A 15,139-nucleotide genomic window follows, 5' to 3' on the forward strand; every position below is an offset into this window, starting at 1 on the left:
CATATATTCAGTGCGCACCGTGTTTATAAAAGCCGGGGCGCAGTGTTAAAAGTAGTCCCGGTTACGTGTGTTAACTTTTTTACCTGCCTGGATTGGGCAGTTTTTTAGACTTTCAACAGATGGACGCGCCATTGGCGCAGGAAAAGAAGCGTTTTGAAGAAATCCACCGCAGCACCTAAACCAGCCGTCGTTCCGCTCTGGCGCCAGCACTTGCACTACCGACTCAAGGAAGGTGCGCTGATCGCCATCGGTGCACTGTGCCTGTTCCTGATGATGGCCTTGCTGACCTATGGCAAGGATGATCCGGGCTGGAGCCATAACAGCAAGATCGACGACGTGCAGAACTTCGGCGGGCCCGCGGGCTCCTACAGCGCCGATATCCTGTTCATGGTGCTGGGTTACTTCGCCTACATCTTCCCGTTGCTGCTGGCGGTCAAGGCGTACCAGATCTTCCGCCAGCGTCACGAGCCGTGGCAGTGGAGCGGCTGGCTGTTCTCCTGGCGCCTGATCGGCCTGGTGTTCCTGGTGCTGTCGGGTGCCGCGCTGGCCCATATCCATTTCCATGCCGCGACCGGTCTGCCGGCCGGTGCGGGCGGTGCGCTGGGGGAAAGCCTCGGCGAACTGGCGAGGAACGCCCTGAATATCCAGGGCAGTACGCTGCTGTTCATCGCATTGTTCCTGTTCGGCCTGACGGTGTTTACCGACCTGTCGTGGTTCAAGGTGATGGACATCACCGGCAAGATCACCCTCGACCTGTTCGAACTCTTCCAGGGCGCGGCCAATCGCTGGTGGGCGGCCCGTACCGAACGCAAACAGCTGGTCGCCCAGTTGCGTGAAGTCGATGACCGTATGGATGAAGTGGTTGCACCGACCGTCACCGACAAACGCGAGCAGGCCAAGGTCAAGGAGCGTTTGATCGAGCGTGAGCAGGCCCTGAGCAAGCACATGTCCGAGCGTGAGAAGCAGGTGCCGCCGGTGATTGCACCCGCGCCGCCAAAACCGGCCGCGCCGAGCAAACGCGTGGAAAAAGAGAAACAGGCGCCACTGTTCGTCGACAGCGCCGTGGAAGGCACCTTGCCGCCGATCTCGATTCTCGATCCCGCGGAAAAGAAACAGCTCAACTACTCGCCCGAATCCCTGGCGGCGGTCGGCCACCTGCTGGAAATCAAGCTCAAGGAGTTCGGTGTCGAAGTGACCGTGGACTCGATCCACCCGGGGCCGGTGATTACCCGTTACGAAATCCAGCCCGCCGCCGGCGTCAAGGTCAGCCGCATCGCCAACCTGGCCAAAGACCTGGCCCGTTCCCTGGCCGTGACCAGCGTGCGCGTGGTGGAAGTGATTCCGGGCAAGACCACGGTCGGTATCGAGATTCCCAACGAAGACCGGCAGATCGTGCGTTTCTCCGAGGTGCTGTCGACCCCCGAGTACGACAACTTCAAATCCCCGGTCACCCTGGCCCTGGGCCACGACATCGGCGGCAAGCCGGTCATCACCGACCTGGCGAAGATGCCACACCTGCTGGTGGCCGGTACCACCGGTTCCGGTAAGTCGGTGGGCGTGAACGCGATGATCCTGTCGATCCTGTTCAAGTCCGGCCCGGAAGACGCCAAGCTGATCATGATCGACCCGAAAATGCTGGAACTGTCGATCTACGAGGGCATTCCGCACCTGCTGTGCCCGGTGGTCACCGACATGAAGGACGCCGCCAACGCCCTGCGCTGGAGCGTTGCCGAGATGGAGCGCCGCTACAAGCTGATGGCCAAGATGGGCGTGCGAAACCTGTCGGGCTTCAACGCCAAGGTCAAGGAAGCCCAGGACGCCGGCGAGCCGTTGAGCGATCCGCTGTACAAGCGCGAAAGCATCCACGACGAAGCGCCGCTCCTGCAAAAGCTGCCGACCATCGTGGTGGTGGTCGACGAATTCGCCGACATGATGATGATCGTCGGCAAGAAAGTTGAAGAGCTGATCGCGCGTATCGCCCAGAAAGCGCGTGCGGCCGGCATTCACTTGATCCTCGCGACCCAGCGTCCGTCGGTGGATGTGATCACCGGTCTGATCAAGGCCAACATCCCGACACGCATGGCGTTCCAGGTGTCGAGCAAGATCGACTCGCGGACCATCATCGACCAGGGCGGTGCCGAACAACTGCTGGGCCACGGTGACATGCTGTACATGCCGCCGGGCACCAGTCTGCCGATTCGTGTTCACGGTGCCTTCGTGTCCGACGATGAGGTTCACCGCGTGGTGGAGGCCTGGAAACTGCGGGGCGCGCCGGAATACAACGACGACATCCTCAATGGCGTCGAAGAGGCGGGCAGTGGCTTCGAAGGCAGCAGCGGGGGCGGCGACGGTGACGATCCCGAGGCCGACGCGCTGTACGACGAAGCGGTCCAGTTCGTGCTGGAAAGCCGTCGCGCCTCCATTTCCGCGGTTCAGCGCAAGCTGAAGATCGGCTACAACCGCGCCGCGCGCATGATCGAAGCCATGGAAATGGCCGGGGTCGTGACGTCCATGAACACCAACGGTTCGCGTGAAGTCCTGGCCCCTGGCCCGGTGCGCGACTGACCCGAATATGAAAGGGTGGCGCCCTTTGGCGCCGCTCGCACTCCCACGAATGTTATGAGGACTCCCATGCGTCTGATCCGCATGCTGTTGCTGCCGGTTCTGGCTTTGACCACGCTCCAGGCTAACGCCGATGACAAGGACGTGGCACGCCTGACCCAACTGCTGGAAAAATCCCAGACCCTGACGGCGCGTTTCTCGCAACTGACCCTTGATGGCACCGGCACCCAGTTGCAGGAAACCGCCGGCGAGATGTCCCTGCAGCGTCCGGGCCTGTTCTACTGGCACACCGATGCGCCGGCCGAGCAGACCATGATCTCCGATGGCAAGAAAGTCACCCTGTGGGACCCGGACCTGGAACAGGCCACCATCAAGAACCTCGACCAGCGCCTGACCCAGACGCCAGCCTTGCTGCTGTCCGGTGACGTGTCCAAGATCAGCCAGAGCTTCGACATCAGCGCCAAGGAAGCCGGCGGCGTGATCGACTTCACCCTGAAGCCGAAAACCAAGGACACCCTGTTCGACAGCCTGCGCCTGTCGTTCCGCAATGGTCTGGTCAACGACATGCAACTGATCGACAGTGTCGGCCAGCGCACCAATATCCTGTTCACCGGGGTGAAGGCCAACGAGCCGATCCCGGCGTCCAAATTCAAGTTCGACATCCCCAAGGGTGCCGATGTAATCCAGGAATAAAACGCAGAACCCCTGTAGGAGCGAGCCTGCTCGCGATGGGCTCAAGGACACCGCTGGGTGTCAGGCTGCCAGCGTTATCGTTAACGTCCATCGCGAGCAGGCTCGCTCCTACAAGGGATAGAGAACCAGTGAGGTTTCATAGCTAGTCATGGATCTGTTTCGCAGCACCCCCATCGCCCAGCCCTTGGCCGCCCGCCTGCGCGCGGCCAATCTGGACGAGTACGTCGGTCAGGAACACGTGCTCGCTCGCGGCAAGCCCTTGCGCGAAGCGCTGGAGCAGGGTGCCCTGCATTCGATGATTTTCTGGGGGCCGCCGGGCGTGGGCAAAACCACCCTGGCGCGATTGCTCGCGGAAGTCTCGGATGCACACTTCGAAACGGTCTCGGCGGTGCTGGCCGGGGTCAAGGAGATCCGTCAGGCGGTGGAAATCGCCAAGCAGCAGGCCGCACAGTACGGCCGCCGCACCATTCTGTTCGTCGACGAAGTGCATCGTTTCAACAAGTCCCAGCAGGACGCGTTTCTGCCTTATGTCGAGGACGGCACGCTGATTTTCATCGGCGCGACCACGGAAAACCCTTCGTTCGAACTCAACAACGCCTTGCTCTCCCGCGCCCGCGTCTACGTGCTGAAAAGCCTCGACGAAGCGGCCCTGCGCAAACTGGTGCAGCGCGCGCTGACCGAAGAGCGGGGCCTGGGCAAGCGCAACCTGACCCTCAGCGATGAAGGCTTCCAGATGCTGCTGTCGGCCGCGGACGGCGATGGTCGACGCCTGCTCAACCTGCTGGAAAACGCCTCGGACCTGGCCGAAGACAACAGCGAAATCGGCACCGAGCTCCTGCAAAGCCTGCTCGGCGACACCCGTCGTCGCTTCGACAAGGGTGGCGAAGCGTTCTACGACCAGATATCCGCGCTGCACAAATCGGTGCGCGGCTCCAACCCCGACGGCGCGCTGTACTGGTTCGCGCGCATGATCGACGGCGGTTGCGACCCGCTGTACCTGGCCCGGCGCGTGGTGCGCATGGCCAGCGAAGACATCGGCAACGCCGACCCGCGTGCCCTGAGCCTGTGCCTGGCGGCCTGGGAAGTGCAGGAGCGTCTCGGCAGCCCGGAAGGCGAGCTGGCGGTGGCCCAGGCCATCACCTATCTGGCCTGCGCGCCGAAAAGCAACGCGGTGTACATGGGCTTCAAGACCGCGCTGCGCGCCGCCGCCGAACACGGCTCGCTGGAGGTGCCGCTGCACCTGCGCAATGCGCCGACCAAACTGATGAAGCAGTTGGGCTATGGCGACGAATACCGCTATGCCCACGACGAACCTGATGCCTATGCCGCCGGGGAAGACTATTTCCCCGAAGAACTCGACCCGATTCCGTTCTATCAGCCCGTGCCCCGTGGCCTGGAGTTGAAGATCGGCGAAAAACTCAACCACCTGGCAAAACTCGACCGTTTAAGCCCCCGGCAGCGGAGAAAATAGTGCTTCCCTTGATCGTTGCGGTTTCCGCTGGCGGGATGGCCGGCACGCTGTTGCGCTTTGCCACGGGTAACTGGATCAACGCGAATTGGCCGCGGCACTTCTATACCGCGACGCTGGCCGTTAATATCGTGGGCTGTTTGCTGATCGGCGTTCTATACGGTCTGTTTTTGATACGCCCGGAGGTGCCCATCGAGGTGCGCGCCGGGTTGATGGTCGGCTTCCTCGGGGGGCTGACGACTTTTTCATCCTTTTCACTGGATACGGTGCGCCTGCTGGAAAGCGGGCAAGTGCCGCTGGCCCTGGGCTATGCGGCGCTCAGCGTATTCGGCGGGCTGCTTGCCACCTGGGCCGGCCTGTCCTTGACCAAACTTTGATAAACGAGAAACCGACATGCTCGATTCCAAACTGTTACGTAGCAACCTTCAGGACGTAGCGGACCGCCTGGCATCCCGTGGCTTTGTGCTGGATGTTGCGCGCATCGAAGCGCTGGAAGAACAGCGCAAGACCGTCCAGACCCGCACCGAAGCACTGCAGGCTGAGCGTAACGCGCGTTCCAAATCCATCGGTCAGGCCAAGCAGCGCGGCGAAGACATCGCGCCGCTGATGGCGGACGTCGAGCGCATGGCGGGCGAATTGAGCGCCGGTAAAGTCGAACTGGACGCGATCCAGACCGAGCTGGACTCGATCCTGCTGGGTATTCCCAACCTGCCGCACGAATCCGTGCCGGTTGGCGAAGACGAAGAAGGCAACGTCGAAGTGCGCCGTTGGGGCACCCCGACTGCCTTCGATTTCCCGGTTCAGGACCACGTGGCCCTGGGCGAGAAGTTCGGCTGGCTGGACTTCGAAACCGCCGCCAAGCTGTCCGGCGCCCGTTTCGCCCTGCTGCGTGGCCCGATCGCCCGTCTGCACCGCGCCCTGGCGCAGTTCATGATCAACCTGCACGTCACCGAGCACGGCTATGAAGAGGCCTACACGCCTTACCTTGTCCAGGCTCCGGCGCTGCAAGGCACCGGCCAGCTGCCGAAGTTCGAGGAAGACCTGTTCAAGATCGCCCGCGAAGGCGAGGCCGACCTGTACCTGATCCCGACCGCCGAAGTGTCGCTGACCAACATCGTCGCCGGCGAAATCGTCGACTCGAAACTGCTGCCGATCAAGTTCGTCGCCCACACCCCGTGCTTCCGCAGTGAAGCCGGCGCTTCGGGCCGCGACACCCGCGGCATGATCCGTCAACACCAGTTCGACAAGGTTGAAATGGTGCAGATCGTCGAGCCGTCGAAATCGATGGAAGCGCTGGAAGGCCTGACTGCCAACGCCGAGAAAGTCCTGCAACTGCTGGAACTGCCTTACCGCACCCTGGCGCTGTGCACCGGCGACATGGGCTTCAGCGCGGTCAAGACCTACGACCTGGAAGTGTGGATCCCGAGCCAGGACAAGTACCGCGAAATCTCGTCGTGCTCCAACTGTGGCGACTTCCAGGCCCGCCGCATGCAGGCGCGCTTCCGCAACCCGGAAACCGGCAAGCCGGAACTGGTACACACCCTGAACGGCTCCGGCCTGGCAGTGGGTCGCACCCTGGTGGCGGTGCTGGAGAACTATCAGCAGGCCGACGGTTCGATCCGTGTGCCCGAGGTTCTCAAGCCGTACATGGGTGGCCTTGAGGTCATCGGCTAAATGAAATATCTGCCGCTGTTTCACAACCTTCGCGGCAGTCGTGTGTTGGTCGTCGGTGGGGGGGAAATTGCCTTGCGCAAATCCCGCCTGCTGGCCGATGCCGGTGCGCAGCTGCGGGTGGTTGCACCTGAAATCGAAGCACAACTGCGCGAACTGGTTGCCGGCAGCGGTGGCGAGTGCCTGTTGCGTGGCTACGCCGAAGCGGATCTGGACGGTTGCGGGCTGATCATTGCCGCCACCGACGACGAAGCGCTGAATGCACAAGTCTCCGCCGATGCCCATCGGCGTTGCGTGCCGGTCAACGTGGTGGATGCGCCGGCCCTGTGCAGCGTGATCTTCCCGGCCATCGTCGACCGCTCGCCATTGATCATTGCCGTGTCCAGCGGTGGCGATGCGCCGGTGCTGGCACGCTTGATCCGCGCCAAGATCGAAACCTGGATTCCTTCCACCTACGGTCAACTGGCCGGTCTGGCGGCGCGTTTTCGTCATCAGGTCAAAGGCCTGTTTCCGGATGTGCAGCAGCGTCGGGCATTCTGGGAAGATGTTTTCCAGGGCCCGGTTGCCGATCGGCAACTGGCCGGGCAGGGCGCTGAAGCCGAGCGCTTGCTCCAGGCGAAAATCGATGGCGAAGCTCCCGTGGCGACCGGTGAGGTCTATCTGGTGGGCGCAGGGCCAGGTGATCCCGATCTGCTGACGTTCAAGGCACTGCGTCTGATGCAGCAAGCCGACGTGGTGCTGTACGACCGTCTGGTGGCGCCGGCGATTCTCGAACTGTGCCGTCGCGACGCCGAGCGGGTCTACGTCGGCAAGCGCCGTGCCGATCACGCGGTGCCGCAGGATCAGATCAACCAGCAATTGGTCGATCTGGCCAAACAGGGCAAGCGTGTAGTACGTCTGAAGGGCGGCGATCCGTTCATCTTCGGTCGTGGCGGTGAGGAGATCGAAGAGCTGGCGGCCCATGGCATCCCGTTCCAGGTCGTGCCGGGGATCACGGCGGCCAGTGGTTGCGCGGCCTATGCCGGGATTCCGCTGACCCACCGCGATTACGCGCAATCGGTACGCTTTGTCACCGGGCACCTGAAGGACGGCTCAACCGATTTGCCATGGGCCGATCTGGTCGCGCCGGCACAGACGCTGGTGTTCTACATGGGCCTGGTGGGCTTGCCGATCATCTGCGAGCAGCTGATCAAGCACGGTCGCGGTGCTGATACCCCGGCGGCGTTGATCCAGCAGGGCACCACGGTCAATCAGCGCGTCTTCACCGGAACCCTGGCCGACTTGCCACGATTGGTGGCGGAGCATGAAGTGCATGCGCCGACGCTGGTGATCGTCGGTGAAGTGGTGCAACTGCGCGAGAAGCTGGCGTGGTTTGAAGGGGCTCAGGGGCAGGTCTGATTTCTGTGTTGGCTGTTGCGAAAAGATCGCAGCCTTCGGCAGCTCCTACAAGAGCTGCCGAAGGCTGCGATCTTTTGCTTTTAGCTCTTTTTCCAAACCCCTTTCCCACTCAACCGCTCCCGGTCATGGGCCACGGTAAAGTCCTGCGCCGGCCCTTTTGGCACCACACCCGTCGGGTTGATGGTGCGGTGGCTGGCGTAGTAATGGTTCTTGATGTGTTCAAAATCCACCGTCTCGGCAATCCCTGGCCACTGATAGATCTCCCGCAGCCAGTTCGACAGGTTCGGATAATCCGCAATCCGCCGCAGGTTGCACTTGAAGTGCCCGTAGTACACCGCATCGAAGCGAATCAGCGTAGTGAACAGGCGGATGTCCGCTTCGGTCAGGTATTCGCCAGCCAGATAGCGGTTGGCGCCCAGCAGCAGCTCCAGGCGGTCCAGTTCGGCAAACACCTCATCGAAGGCTTGTTCGTAAGCCTGTTGCGACGTGGCAAACCCGGCGCGGTACACGCCATTGTTCACCGCCGGATAAATCCGCTCGTTCAACGCATCGATCTCACCACGCAGCGGCGCCGGGTAGAAGTCCAGGTCGTTACCGGTCAGATCGTCGAAGGCACCATTGAACATGCGGATGATTTCCGATGATTCATTGTTGACGATGCGTTTGTGCTGTTTGTCCCACAGCACCGGTACGGTGACGCGGCCGGTGTAGTCAGCGGTATCGGCGGTGTAGCGCTGGTGCATGAAGTCGAAGTGATCGAGCTTGTCGCCGGTGGAGCCGAGGGCTTTGTCGAAGGTCCAGCCGTTTTCCAGCATCAGCCAACTGACCACCGAAACGTCGATCAGGCTTTCGAGGCCTTTGAGTTTGCGCAGGATCAGCGTGCGGTGGGCCCACGGACAGGCCAGGGACACGTACAGGTGATAGCGACCGGGTTCTGCGGCAAACCCGCCGATGCCCGTCGGTCCCGGCTTGCCGTCTGCGGTCAGCCAGTGCCGACGCTGCGCCTGTTCACGCTGGAACGCGCCATCCTTGCTGCTTTCGTACCATTTGTCCTGCCAGCGGCCATCGACTAACAAACCCATGTTCAAGACTCCAGAAGCCAATATTCGTTGGAGTCGAGTCTATTCCCATGGGTTCGAACAAAAAGCGCAAAGATCGGGCGCGAATGATCGGTTAAATCGATTTGTTGCGCGCGGCCCAGTATTGCCCGGCGGTTTCAAAGGCCTGTTCGCGGCTCTGGCCGAGTCCACGCAGGGCCAGGGCCATGGTCGAGATCAGGGCCATTTGCGGGTAGCTGTCGACCACGTCGCCACGCCATACCGCTTTCAGGTGCTCGGGATCGAGCGAGGCGGGTTTGACGTGACGCTGCGCCGACAACTGCGGCCATTCCTCGTCCCAACTCTCACCGCCGGTGGTGCCGTACAGATGGCTGTCGGCGTCCGGGTTGATCTCGATCTCGCCGCCATCGCCCTTGATCACAATCGCGGTATCGCCAAGCAAGCCGCTGGCATCGCGATGCACGGCCTGATAGCCGGGGTGGAAAATGCTCTGCAGGCCGCAACGCGCGCCCAACGGATTGAGAATCCGTGCCAGCGAGTGGATCGGCGAGCGCAGGCCGAGGGTGTTGCGCAGGTCGATCATCCGTTGCAGCTGCGGTGCCCAGTCCATCAATGGCATGAAGGCCAGGCCACCGTTATCCAGTGCCGAACCCACCTGTTGCCAGTTGCGGCACAGCGGGATGTTCAATTCACCCAGCAGTTGTTCGCTGTACAGGCGACCGGCCGTGTGGGCGCCGCCGCCGTGCATGAAAATCCGCACGCCGTTTTGCGCCAGGCACTTGGCTGCCAACAGGTACCACGGCAAGTGCCGCTTCTTGCCGGCGTAGGTCGGCCAGTCCAGGTCCACCGCCAGCGCCGGAGGGTTCAGGCGTTCGCGCAAGGCTTCAGTGAATCCGGCCATTTCCTCGGCGCTTTCTTCCTTGTGCCGCAACAGCATCAGGAATGCGCCGAGCTGGGTTTCCTCGATCCTTTCATCGAGCACCATGCCCATGGCTTTGCGGGCTTCGACCCGGGTCAGGTCGCGGGCGCCGCGCTTGCCTTTGCCAAGGATCCGCACGAATTGCGCGAACGGGTGCTCGGCGGGCGTTTCGAGGGTCAGTGCTGGGTAATCGGTCATAAGCAATTCGTCGGTTTGGGCAGGCCCGCCAGCTTCGCGGCGAGTTTGGCGGGGGTGCCTTTGAACAGTCGGTTCAGGTGCAGGCTGTTGCCTTTTTCCGGGCCGAGTTTCAATGCGGTGTACTTGATCAACGGGCGGGTGGCCGGTGACAGCTGGAACTCGGCGTAGAAACTGCGCAGCAGGTCGAGGACTTCCCAGTGTTCGGGCGTCAACTCGATGTCTTCGGCAGCCGCCAGGGCACTGGCCACATCGGCAGACCAGTCATTCAGTTCGACCAGGAAGCCGTCCTTGTCCAGCTCGATGGCGCGGGCGCCGACCGTCAATGCATTCATAGCCAGCTGTTGACCTTGTCATAGTGAATCGACAGTTCGACGAAGGCCGGGTAATCGATGGCCCGGGCCCAGTCCGGAACCACCAACGCTCGGGCCTGGGCATCTTCGGCCAGGACGAACAGTTTCAGGCCGCCGGTGCTGAGTGCCGTGAAAGGCGCGGTGCCTGGCTGCAGGGCATAGGCGGCATCGCCGGACAGCAGCAAGCCGTCGTTGGCGCCGATCACGCGCAGGCAACTGGTCAGGCGTTCGTCACCGAACGGGGAGTGAGACAACACATGCAAAGTCGACATCAGAGGGTGATCACCTGGTCGTAACGGTCAATGAGGGCGGTGATTTCGTGGGCGGCCAACACCCGGGCTTCTTCCAGCACCAGGCCGCTCGGGTCGAGACCGCGCCGGGTGATGCTGTCGCCACAGGCAAACAGTTCCTCGACACCGAACAGCGGCAGGGCTTGCAGGTTGGCGCTCAGGTCTTTCTGTTGCAAGGTCCTGGCGTTTTGACCGGCGGCCAGCTGGAACACGCCGTCATCGAGAAACAACAAGCCAATCGGCAGATCGAAGGCGCCGCCGGCCAGCACGATATCCAGCGCTTCCCGCGCGCCCGGGCCGGACCATGGCGACTGGCGGCTGATGATCAATATGGATCTGGCCATGTCATGCGCCTCCGAAACAGATCAGGCGGTCGGCATCCTGCGCCGCGTCATGCAATTGGCCGAGGCCGGACAATTCCCACGGCGCACCGACGGCAACGGCCTCGCGCTGATAACGCCGGGCTTCTTCTTCATTCAAGACACCACGGCGCAGGGCGGCGGCGATGCACACCACGCCATCGAGTTGATGGTCGCTGACAAAGGCGCGCCATTGCTTGGGCAAGTCCAGTTCATCCTGGGGCGTGACCACGCTGGCGGACGCGTTGTAGACACCGTCCTGATAGAAAAACAGCCGGACGATCTCATGCCCGCCGGCCAGCGCCGCTTGGGCGAACAGCAGGGCGCGGCGCGAGGAGGGCGCATGGGCGGCGGAAAACACGGCGATGGCGAACTTCATGACAGACTCGATCAGCGAAACTGCGGCCATGATAATGCTTTATCGGCAGGGCGGCGAAAGTAACCTGCCATATCCCCGCAAACCCCCCTGTAGGAGCTGCCGCAGGCTGCGATCTTTTGACTTTGATTTTTTAAAAACAAGATCAAAAGATCGCAGCCTGCGGCAGCTCCTACAGGGGGTTGAGGTGTCAGCGCGGCATGTACCCCAACTGCCAGCGTCGCGGGATCTTCAGCGACAACAGCCCGAGCGCGGCAGCCAGCAGGCCACTGGCAAACAACGCCTTGAGTCCCAGGTGATGTTCCAGCACGGCACCGAGTACCGCGCCGGCGAACATGCCGGTCCAGGGAATCAGTTGCACGCGCCAGCCGTTACGGCGCTCGCCGAGCATCCAGCGGCCCAGTCCGCGGCCGAAACGCGACAGGGCACCGGTGACGTAGGTCAGTCCTACCGGCAGGCCGTTCACTTCTTCCACCGCGGCGTTGAGCATGCCCATTGCGATGATCGCCGCCAGCAGGGCCGGCAGTTGCGCGTCGTAAGGCCAGGCCGCGGCGGCGCACAGCAGGGTGGCGATGCACAACAGCAGTGGCAGGGCCCGACGGCCACCCAGGCGGCTGACGATAATGCCCAGGGCGTTGCCGATGATGAAGGTCGCGACGAGGATCACCAGGCGCAGGGTCAAGCCAAGGTCGCCCGTGCTGATGGCGACAGCCATCCGGGTGGTGTTGCCGCTCATGAACGAGACGAAGTCGCCGCTGGCCATGAAGCCGATGGCGTCGGTCATGCCGGCGAGTACCGAGAGCATGGCCACCAGGCTCAGGCCTATGCGCCCGCGCCATTTCTGCGTGTGCAAGTGACCGGGGCTGGCGTGGGTCCTGGCGGTGTTGGGCAGCATTGGCGACGGCATCCTTGAACGGTGCTTAGGGTTTTATCCCATTCAACTCGCAATACTCCAGCCAGTCCATACCGGCCATTTCCGCCACTTCCCGGTGCACTTCCAGGCGCTGCGCTTCGTAGTCTTCGGCCGTAGCAGCCGTCAGTTGCAGCGTCAGCTCCCAGGCGAACAATCCTTGCCGTTCCGCCTCGGCTTCGAAGGCTTCGTGCAAGCGTTCGTCGCGGTACTGCGCCGGGGTTTCACCCTTGGCCTGGGCCTGCAACGGGTTGAGGTTGTCGAGGTCGTAGCGCAATTCGGGGCGTTCGTCGAGAAACCGCTTCAGTGCCTGTTCATGTTGCTGCTCGGTTGCCGCCATGGTCGCTCCTTGAAAACGGATTACGAGGATTGCTGCTTGCTGGCCTTGGCCGCTGCCGCCAGGCATTCGAGGGCAAACTGCTCGGTGTAGGTCATCTGGATCGGCGTGGTTTCGCCTTTGACGGTTCTTTCGCCGTCGAGGATGTAGCGAATCCGCTTGTCGGTGACGCCGATTCGCTTGGCGATCCAGGACGGCGTCTGCCCGATCTGGCTGATCAGCTTGTCGGCATATTCAGTGCTCGGTTTGTAGAACTCGGCATTAGGTGTCATCAGATTTCCAGTCAGGGGTGCGATGGGGCGTTATTGGCGCGACAGGGTGCGCGAATCGTTGTGCGCTGTCGCGGTATAAATGCAGTAAAGCAGAACGATACGGGCTGCCGGGGTGATAAAGTCCGCTTTTTCCCGATGAGTGAATGCAATGCGAATTCTGATGGTGGCGCTGGCCGTGACGTTGCTGGCCGGATGCGCCGGCTCGGCGATGAACGACGCCCGCACCAAGGCCCCGTACAAGACCCTGAACTCGGATAAACCGGGAAAGGACGTCGCCCAGTGCGTGCAGTTTTCCTGGCAGGACGAGGCCGTGTTCGGCGTGGATGCCGCCGCCTATCTGGAGCCTGGCGAGAAGGGCGGCACGACCGTTTATACCCGTTCGGCGGAGTCCTTCGTCGACGTGACCACCGATGCCTCGGGCACGGTGTTGAGCTACTACGCGCAGAAGGATGATTTCGTGGCCAAGCGCCGCTTGGCGGCGTTGGCGACTTGCCTGTAGGCAAATCAGGATCAAAAGATCGCAGCCTGCGGCAGCTCCTACAGGTTTCGCGTCCTCTGTAGGAGCTGCCGCAGGCTGCGATCTTTTAGCTCAGGCGCTTCTGGAAGAAGAAGTGCTTGTGGCCCGGCGGGTAATCGGCAATGTGCCCGATCTCGCTGTAGCCGCACTTCTTGTAGAACTCCGGCGCCTGGAATTCGAAGGTGTCGAGCCACAACCCGACGCAATGCCGTTCCCGCGCCAGGTCCTCGGCCATCTGCATCAGTTTCGAGCCCAGGCCCTGTCCCCGGGCCTCTTCCGGCACCACCAGCAAGTCGATGTACAACCACTGGTAAAACAATCGGCCATGCAGGCCACCGAGGATCTCGTCGTTGTCGTCGCGCACCAGCAAGGCGATGTGCTCAGGCACGTTGCCTTCGGCCTTCGAGCCATTGTAGGCGCGCAAGGGTTTGAGGATGGCCTGGCGTTGTTCTTCCGTGGGGTTTTGCGACAGTTCGATACGCAGGTTCATGGCTATATCCTTATGGCAGTGAAGCCGCAGCCTATCCCGGTTGCTGTGATTGTTCCATCCCCGGGAAAGTTGAACCGTCGCCAACGCACAGCTGTCATTCCTTAAGACGCGTCACTCCAGGCGCCGCTGATGAGGACAACGCCCCGTGAACATTTTTGAAGCCTTGCGCGAAAGCCACGAACGCCAACGGACCTATGCCAAGGCGCTGATCCATACCAGCGGCGATACGCCTGAGCGGGTCGAGGCGTACAAGCAACTCAAGTCAGAATTGCAGGCTCACGCCACGGCTGAAGAGCGGCATTTCTACATTCCGCTGATGAAGTTCGACAACGGGGTCGACCTCAGCCGTCATGGCATCGCCGAGCATCACGAAATGGACGAAATGATGGAGGCGCTGGATGACACCGAAATGTCCAGCCCGGCCTGGCTGGTGACCGCGAAGAAGCTCTCGGAGACGATGCATCACCACCTCGAGGAAGAAGAGCAGAAGTTCTTCCAGATGGCCGGCAAACTGCTCGACGACAAACAGAAAGAGTCGTTGGCCGGGCAATACGAGAAGGAGTACAAGGCGCAGCTTGCTTGAAGAGGCGGGTTTTCACCTAACATGTGCACTCTCTGACAAATTAACAGGACGCGTTGTCATGTCGAACACAGCCGAGCGGGTCAACATCCTCGAGTCCCAGGTGTTGTCCCACGACTGGTACCTGCTGAAGAAAATCACCTTCGATTACCAACGCAACAACGGAGAGTGGCAACGCCAGGTCCGGGAGGTCTACGACCGTGGCAACGGCGCGGCGATTCTCTTGTACAACCGCGAAAAGAAAACCGTGGTACTGACCCGGCAATTTCGCTTGCCGGTGTTCGTCAACGGTCATGACGGGCTGTTGATCGAGGTGGCGGCGGGGCTGCTGGAAGGCGCGGCGCCTGAAGACCGCATCCGCGATGAAGCGGAGGAGGAGACGGGTTACCGCGTGCACCATGTGCAGAAGGTGTTCGAGGCGTACATGAGCCCCGGTTCGGTGACGGAAAAACTGCACTTCTTCATTGCCGAGTACGACGCCAGGTCGAAAGTCAGCGACGGTGGCGGACTGGAGGCGGAAACCGAAGAGCTGGAAGTGCTGGAGTGGGCGTTCGACGACGCCCTCGAAGCGTTCTACCGTGGCGAGATCTGCGACGCCAAGACCATCATGCTGTTGCAGTATGCGGCGATGAAAAACCTCTTCAATCAATCCTGATCTCCCCGTAGGAGCTGCCGCAGGCTGCGATCTTTT

Annotated in this window: 19 protein-coding genes; 9 read left to right on the top strand and 10 right to left on the bottom strand. The window is 61.7% G+C overall.

Annotated features, from left to right (window positions below; all coding sequences use genetic code 11):
• Window positions 1–153 precede the first annotated feature (153 nt).
• The 6 genes from AC3WJW_RS20630 (at window position 154) to cysG (ending at window position 7,792) form a co-directional block, all read left to right on the top strand.
• Window positions 154–2,565: a DNA translocase FtsK gene (locus tag AC3WJW_RS20630; protein ID WP_015094398.1), complete on the top strand. Its 2,412-nt coding sequence runs from the start codon at window positions 154–156 to the stop codon at window positions 2,563–2,565.
• 66 nt (window positions 2,566–2,631) lie between these two features.
• A complete protein-coding gene (gene lolA / locus AC3WJW_RS20635; RefSeq protein WP_008049385.1) occupies window positions 2,632–3,255 on the top strand; it encodes an outer membrane lipoprotein periplasmic chaperone LolA in 624 nt (207 codons plus the stop codon).
• A gap of 148 nt (window positions 3,256–3,403) precedes the next feature.
• The gene (locus AC3WJW_RS20640; RefSeq protein WP_015094400.1) at window positions 3,404–4,726 is read left to right on the top strand and encodes a replication-associated recombination protein A; all 1,323 of its coding nucleotides are present in this window, start codon (window positions 3,404–3,406) and stop codon (window positions 4,724–4,726) included.
• A complete protein-coding gene (gene crcB, locus AC3WJW_RS20645) occupies window positions 4,726–5,100 on the top strand; it encodes a fluoride efflux transporter CrcB (RefSeq protein WP_102673993.1) in 375 nt (124 codons plus the stop codon). The genes AC3WJW_RS20640 and crcB overlap by 1 nt, the downstream gene beginning before the upstream one ends.
• 16 nt (window positions 5,101–5,116) lie before the next feature.
• Window positions 5,117–6,397: a serine--tRNA ligase gene (gene serS, locus AC3WJW_RS20650; RefSeq protein WP_104447773.1), complete on the top strand. Its 1,281-nt coding sequence runs from the start codon at window positions 5,117–5,119 to the stop codon at window positions 6,395–6,397.
• Entirely contained in the window at window positions 6,398–7,792 is a 1,395-nt protein-coding gene (gene cysG, locus AC3WJW_RS20655) for a siroheme synthase CysG (RefSeq protein WP_095966489.1), read from the top strand.
• Between the two features lie 80 nt (window positions 7,793–7,872).
• Here the strand turns inward: cysG and AC3WJW_RS20660 are convergent, their stop codons facing one another.
• From AC3WJW_RS20660 to AC3WJW_RS20700, 9 genes are all read right to left on the bottom strand, one after another.
• Complete coding sequence (locus tag AC3WJW_RS20660) at window positions 7,873–8,874, bottom strand: glutathione S-transferase family protein (RefSeq protein ID WP_493727172.1); 1,002 nt, start codon at window positions 8,872–8,874, stop codon at window positions 7,873–7,875.
• A gap of 91 nt (window positions 8,875–8,965) precedes the next feature.
• A complete protein-coding gene (locus AC3WJW_RS20665; protein ID WP_493727173.1) occupies window positions 8,966–9,967 on the bottom strand; it encodes a glycosyl transferase family protein in 1,002 nt (333 codons plus the stop codon).
• Window positions 9,964–10,299: a TusE/DsrC/DsvC family sulfur relay protein gene (locus AC3WJW_RS20670; protein ID WP_104447769.1), complete on the bottom strand. Its 336-nt coding sequence runs from the start codon at window positions 10,297–10,299 to the stop codon at window positions 9,964–9,966. Before AC3WJW_RS20670 ends, AC3WJW_RS20665 begins: the two co-directional genes overlap by 4 nt.
• The gene (gene tusB / locus AC3WJW_RS20675; protein WP_493727174.1) at window positions 10,296–10,589 is read right to left on the bottom strand and encodes a sulfurtransferase complex subunit TusB; all 294 of its coding nucleotides are present in this window, start codon (window positions 10,587–10,589) and stop codon (window positions 10,296–10,298) included. The genes AC3WJW_RS20670 and tusB overlap by 4 nt, the downstream gene beginning before the upstream one ends.
• Window positions 10,589–10,951, bottom strand: a complete 363-nt coding sequence (tusC, locus tag AC3WJW_RS20680; protein WP_493727175.1) for a sulfurtransferase complex subunit TusC — start codon at window positions 10,949–10,951, stop codon at window positions 10,589–10,591. The genes tusB and tusC overlap by 1 nt, the downstream gene beginning before the upstream one ends.
• 1 nt (window position 10,952) lies before the next feature.
• Window positions 10,953–11,345 carry a sulfurtransferase complex subunit TusD gene (gene tusD / locus AC3WJW_RS20685; protein ID WP_489356515.1) on the bottom strand — a complete coding sequence of 131 codons (393 nt, stop codon included), beginning with the start codon at window positions 11,343–11,345 and terminating at the stop codon, window positions 10,953–10,955.
• Between the two features lie 187 nt (window positions 11,346–11,532).
• Entirely contained in the window at window positions 11,533–12,237 is a 705-nt protein-coding gene (locus tag AC3WJW_RS20690; protein WP_493727176.1) for a YoaK family protein, read from the bottom strand.
• Between the two features lie 25 nt (window positions 12,238–12,262).
• The gene (locus AC3WJW_RS20695; RefSeq protein ID WP_218479025.1) at window positions 12,263–12,592 is read right to left on the bottom strand and encodes a DUF6388 family protein; all 330 of its coding nucleotides are present in this window, start codon (window positions 12,590–12,592) and stop codon (window positions 12,263–12,265) included.
• Between the two features lie 20 nt (window positions 12,593–12,612).
• Window positions 12,613–12,861 carry a hypothetical protein gene (locus AC3WJW_RS20700; RefSeq protein ID WP_095966482.1) on the bottom strand — a complete coding sequence of 83 codons (249 nt, stop codon included), beginning with the start codon at window positions 12,859–12,861 and terminating at the stop codon, window positions 12,613–12,615.
• Window positions 12,862–13,009: 148 nt separating this feature from the next.
• On the opposite strand from AC3WJW_RS20700, the gene AC3WJW_RS20705 reads away from it, so the two are divergent.
• A complete protein-coding gene (locus AC3WJW_RS20705; protein WP_218483534.1) occupies window positions 13,010–13,360 on the top strand; it encodes a hypothetical protein in 351 nt (116 codons plus the stop codon).
• Window positions 13,361–13,445: 85 nt separating this feature from the next.
• Here AC3WJW_RS20705 and AC3WJW_RS20710 read toward each other — a convergent pair whose 3' ends face one another.
• Window positions 13,446–13,868 (bottom strand): GNAT family N-acetyltransferase, encoded by a 423-nt coding sequence (locus AC3WJW_RS20710; RefSeq protein WP_493727177.1) that lies wholly within the window; start codon window positions 13,866–13,868, stop codon window positions 13,446–13,448.
• Between the two features lie 145 nt (window positions 13,869–14,013).
• On the opposite strand from AC3WJW_RS20710, the gene AC3WJW_RS20715 reads away from it, so the two are divergent.
• A complete protein-coding gene (locus AC3WJW_RS20715) occupies window positions 14,014–14,451 on the top strand; it encodes a hemerythrin domain-containing protein (RefSeq protein ID WP_493727178.1) in 438 nt (145 codons plus the stop codon).
• Window positions 14,452–14,509: 58 nt separating this feature from the next.
• Complete coding sequence (locus AC3WJW_RS20720) at window positions 14,510–15,103, top strand: NUDIX domain-containing protein (RefSeq protein WP_102699183.1); 594 nt, start codon at window positions 14,510–14,512, stop codon at window positions 15,101–15,103.
• Window positions 15,104–15,139: the final 36 nt, after the last annotated feature.

This window comes from Pseudomonas sp. GW821-FHT07G06 (assembly GCF_058986625.1).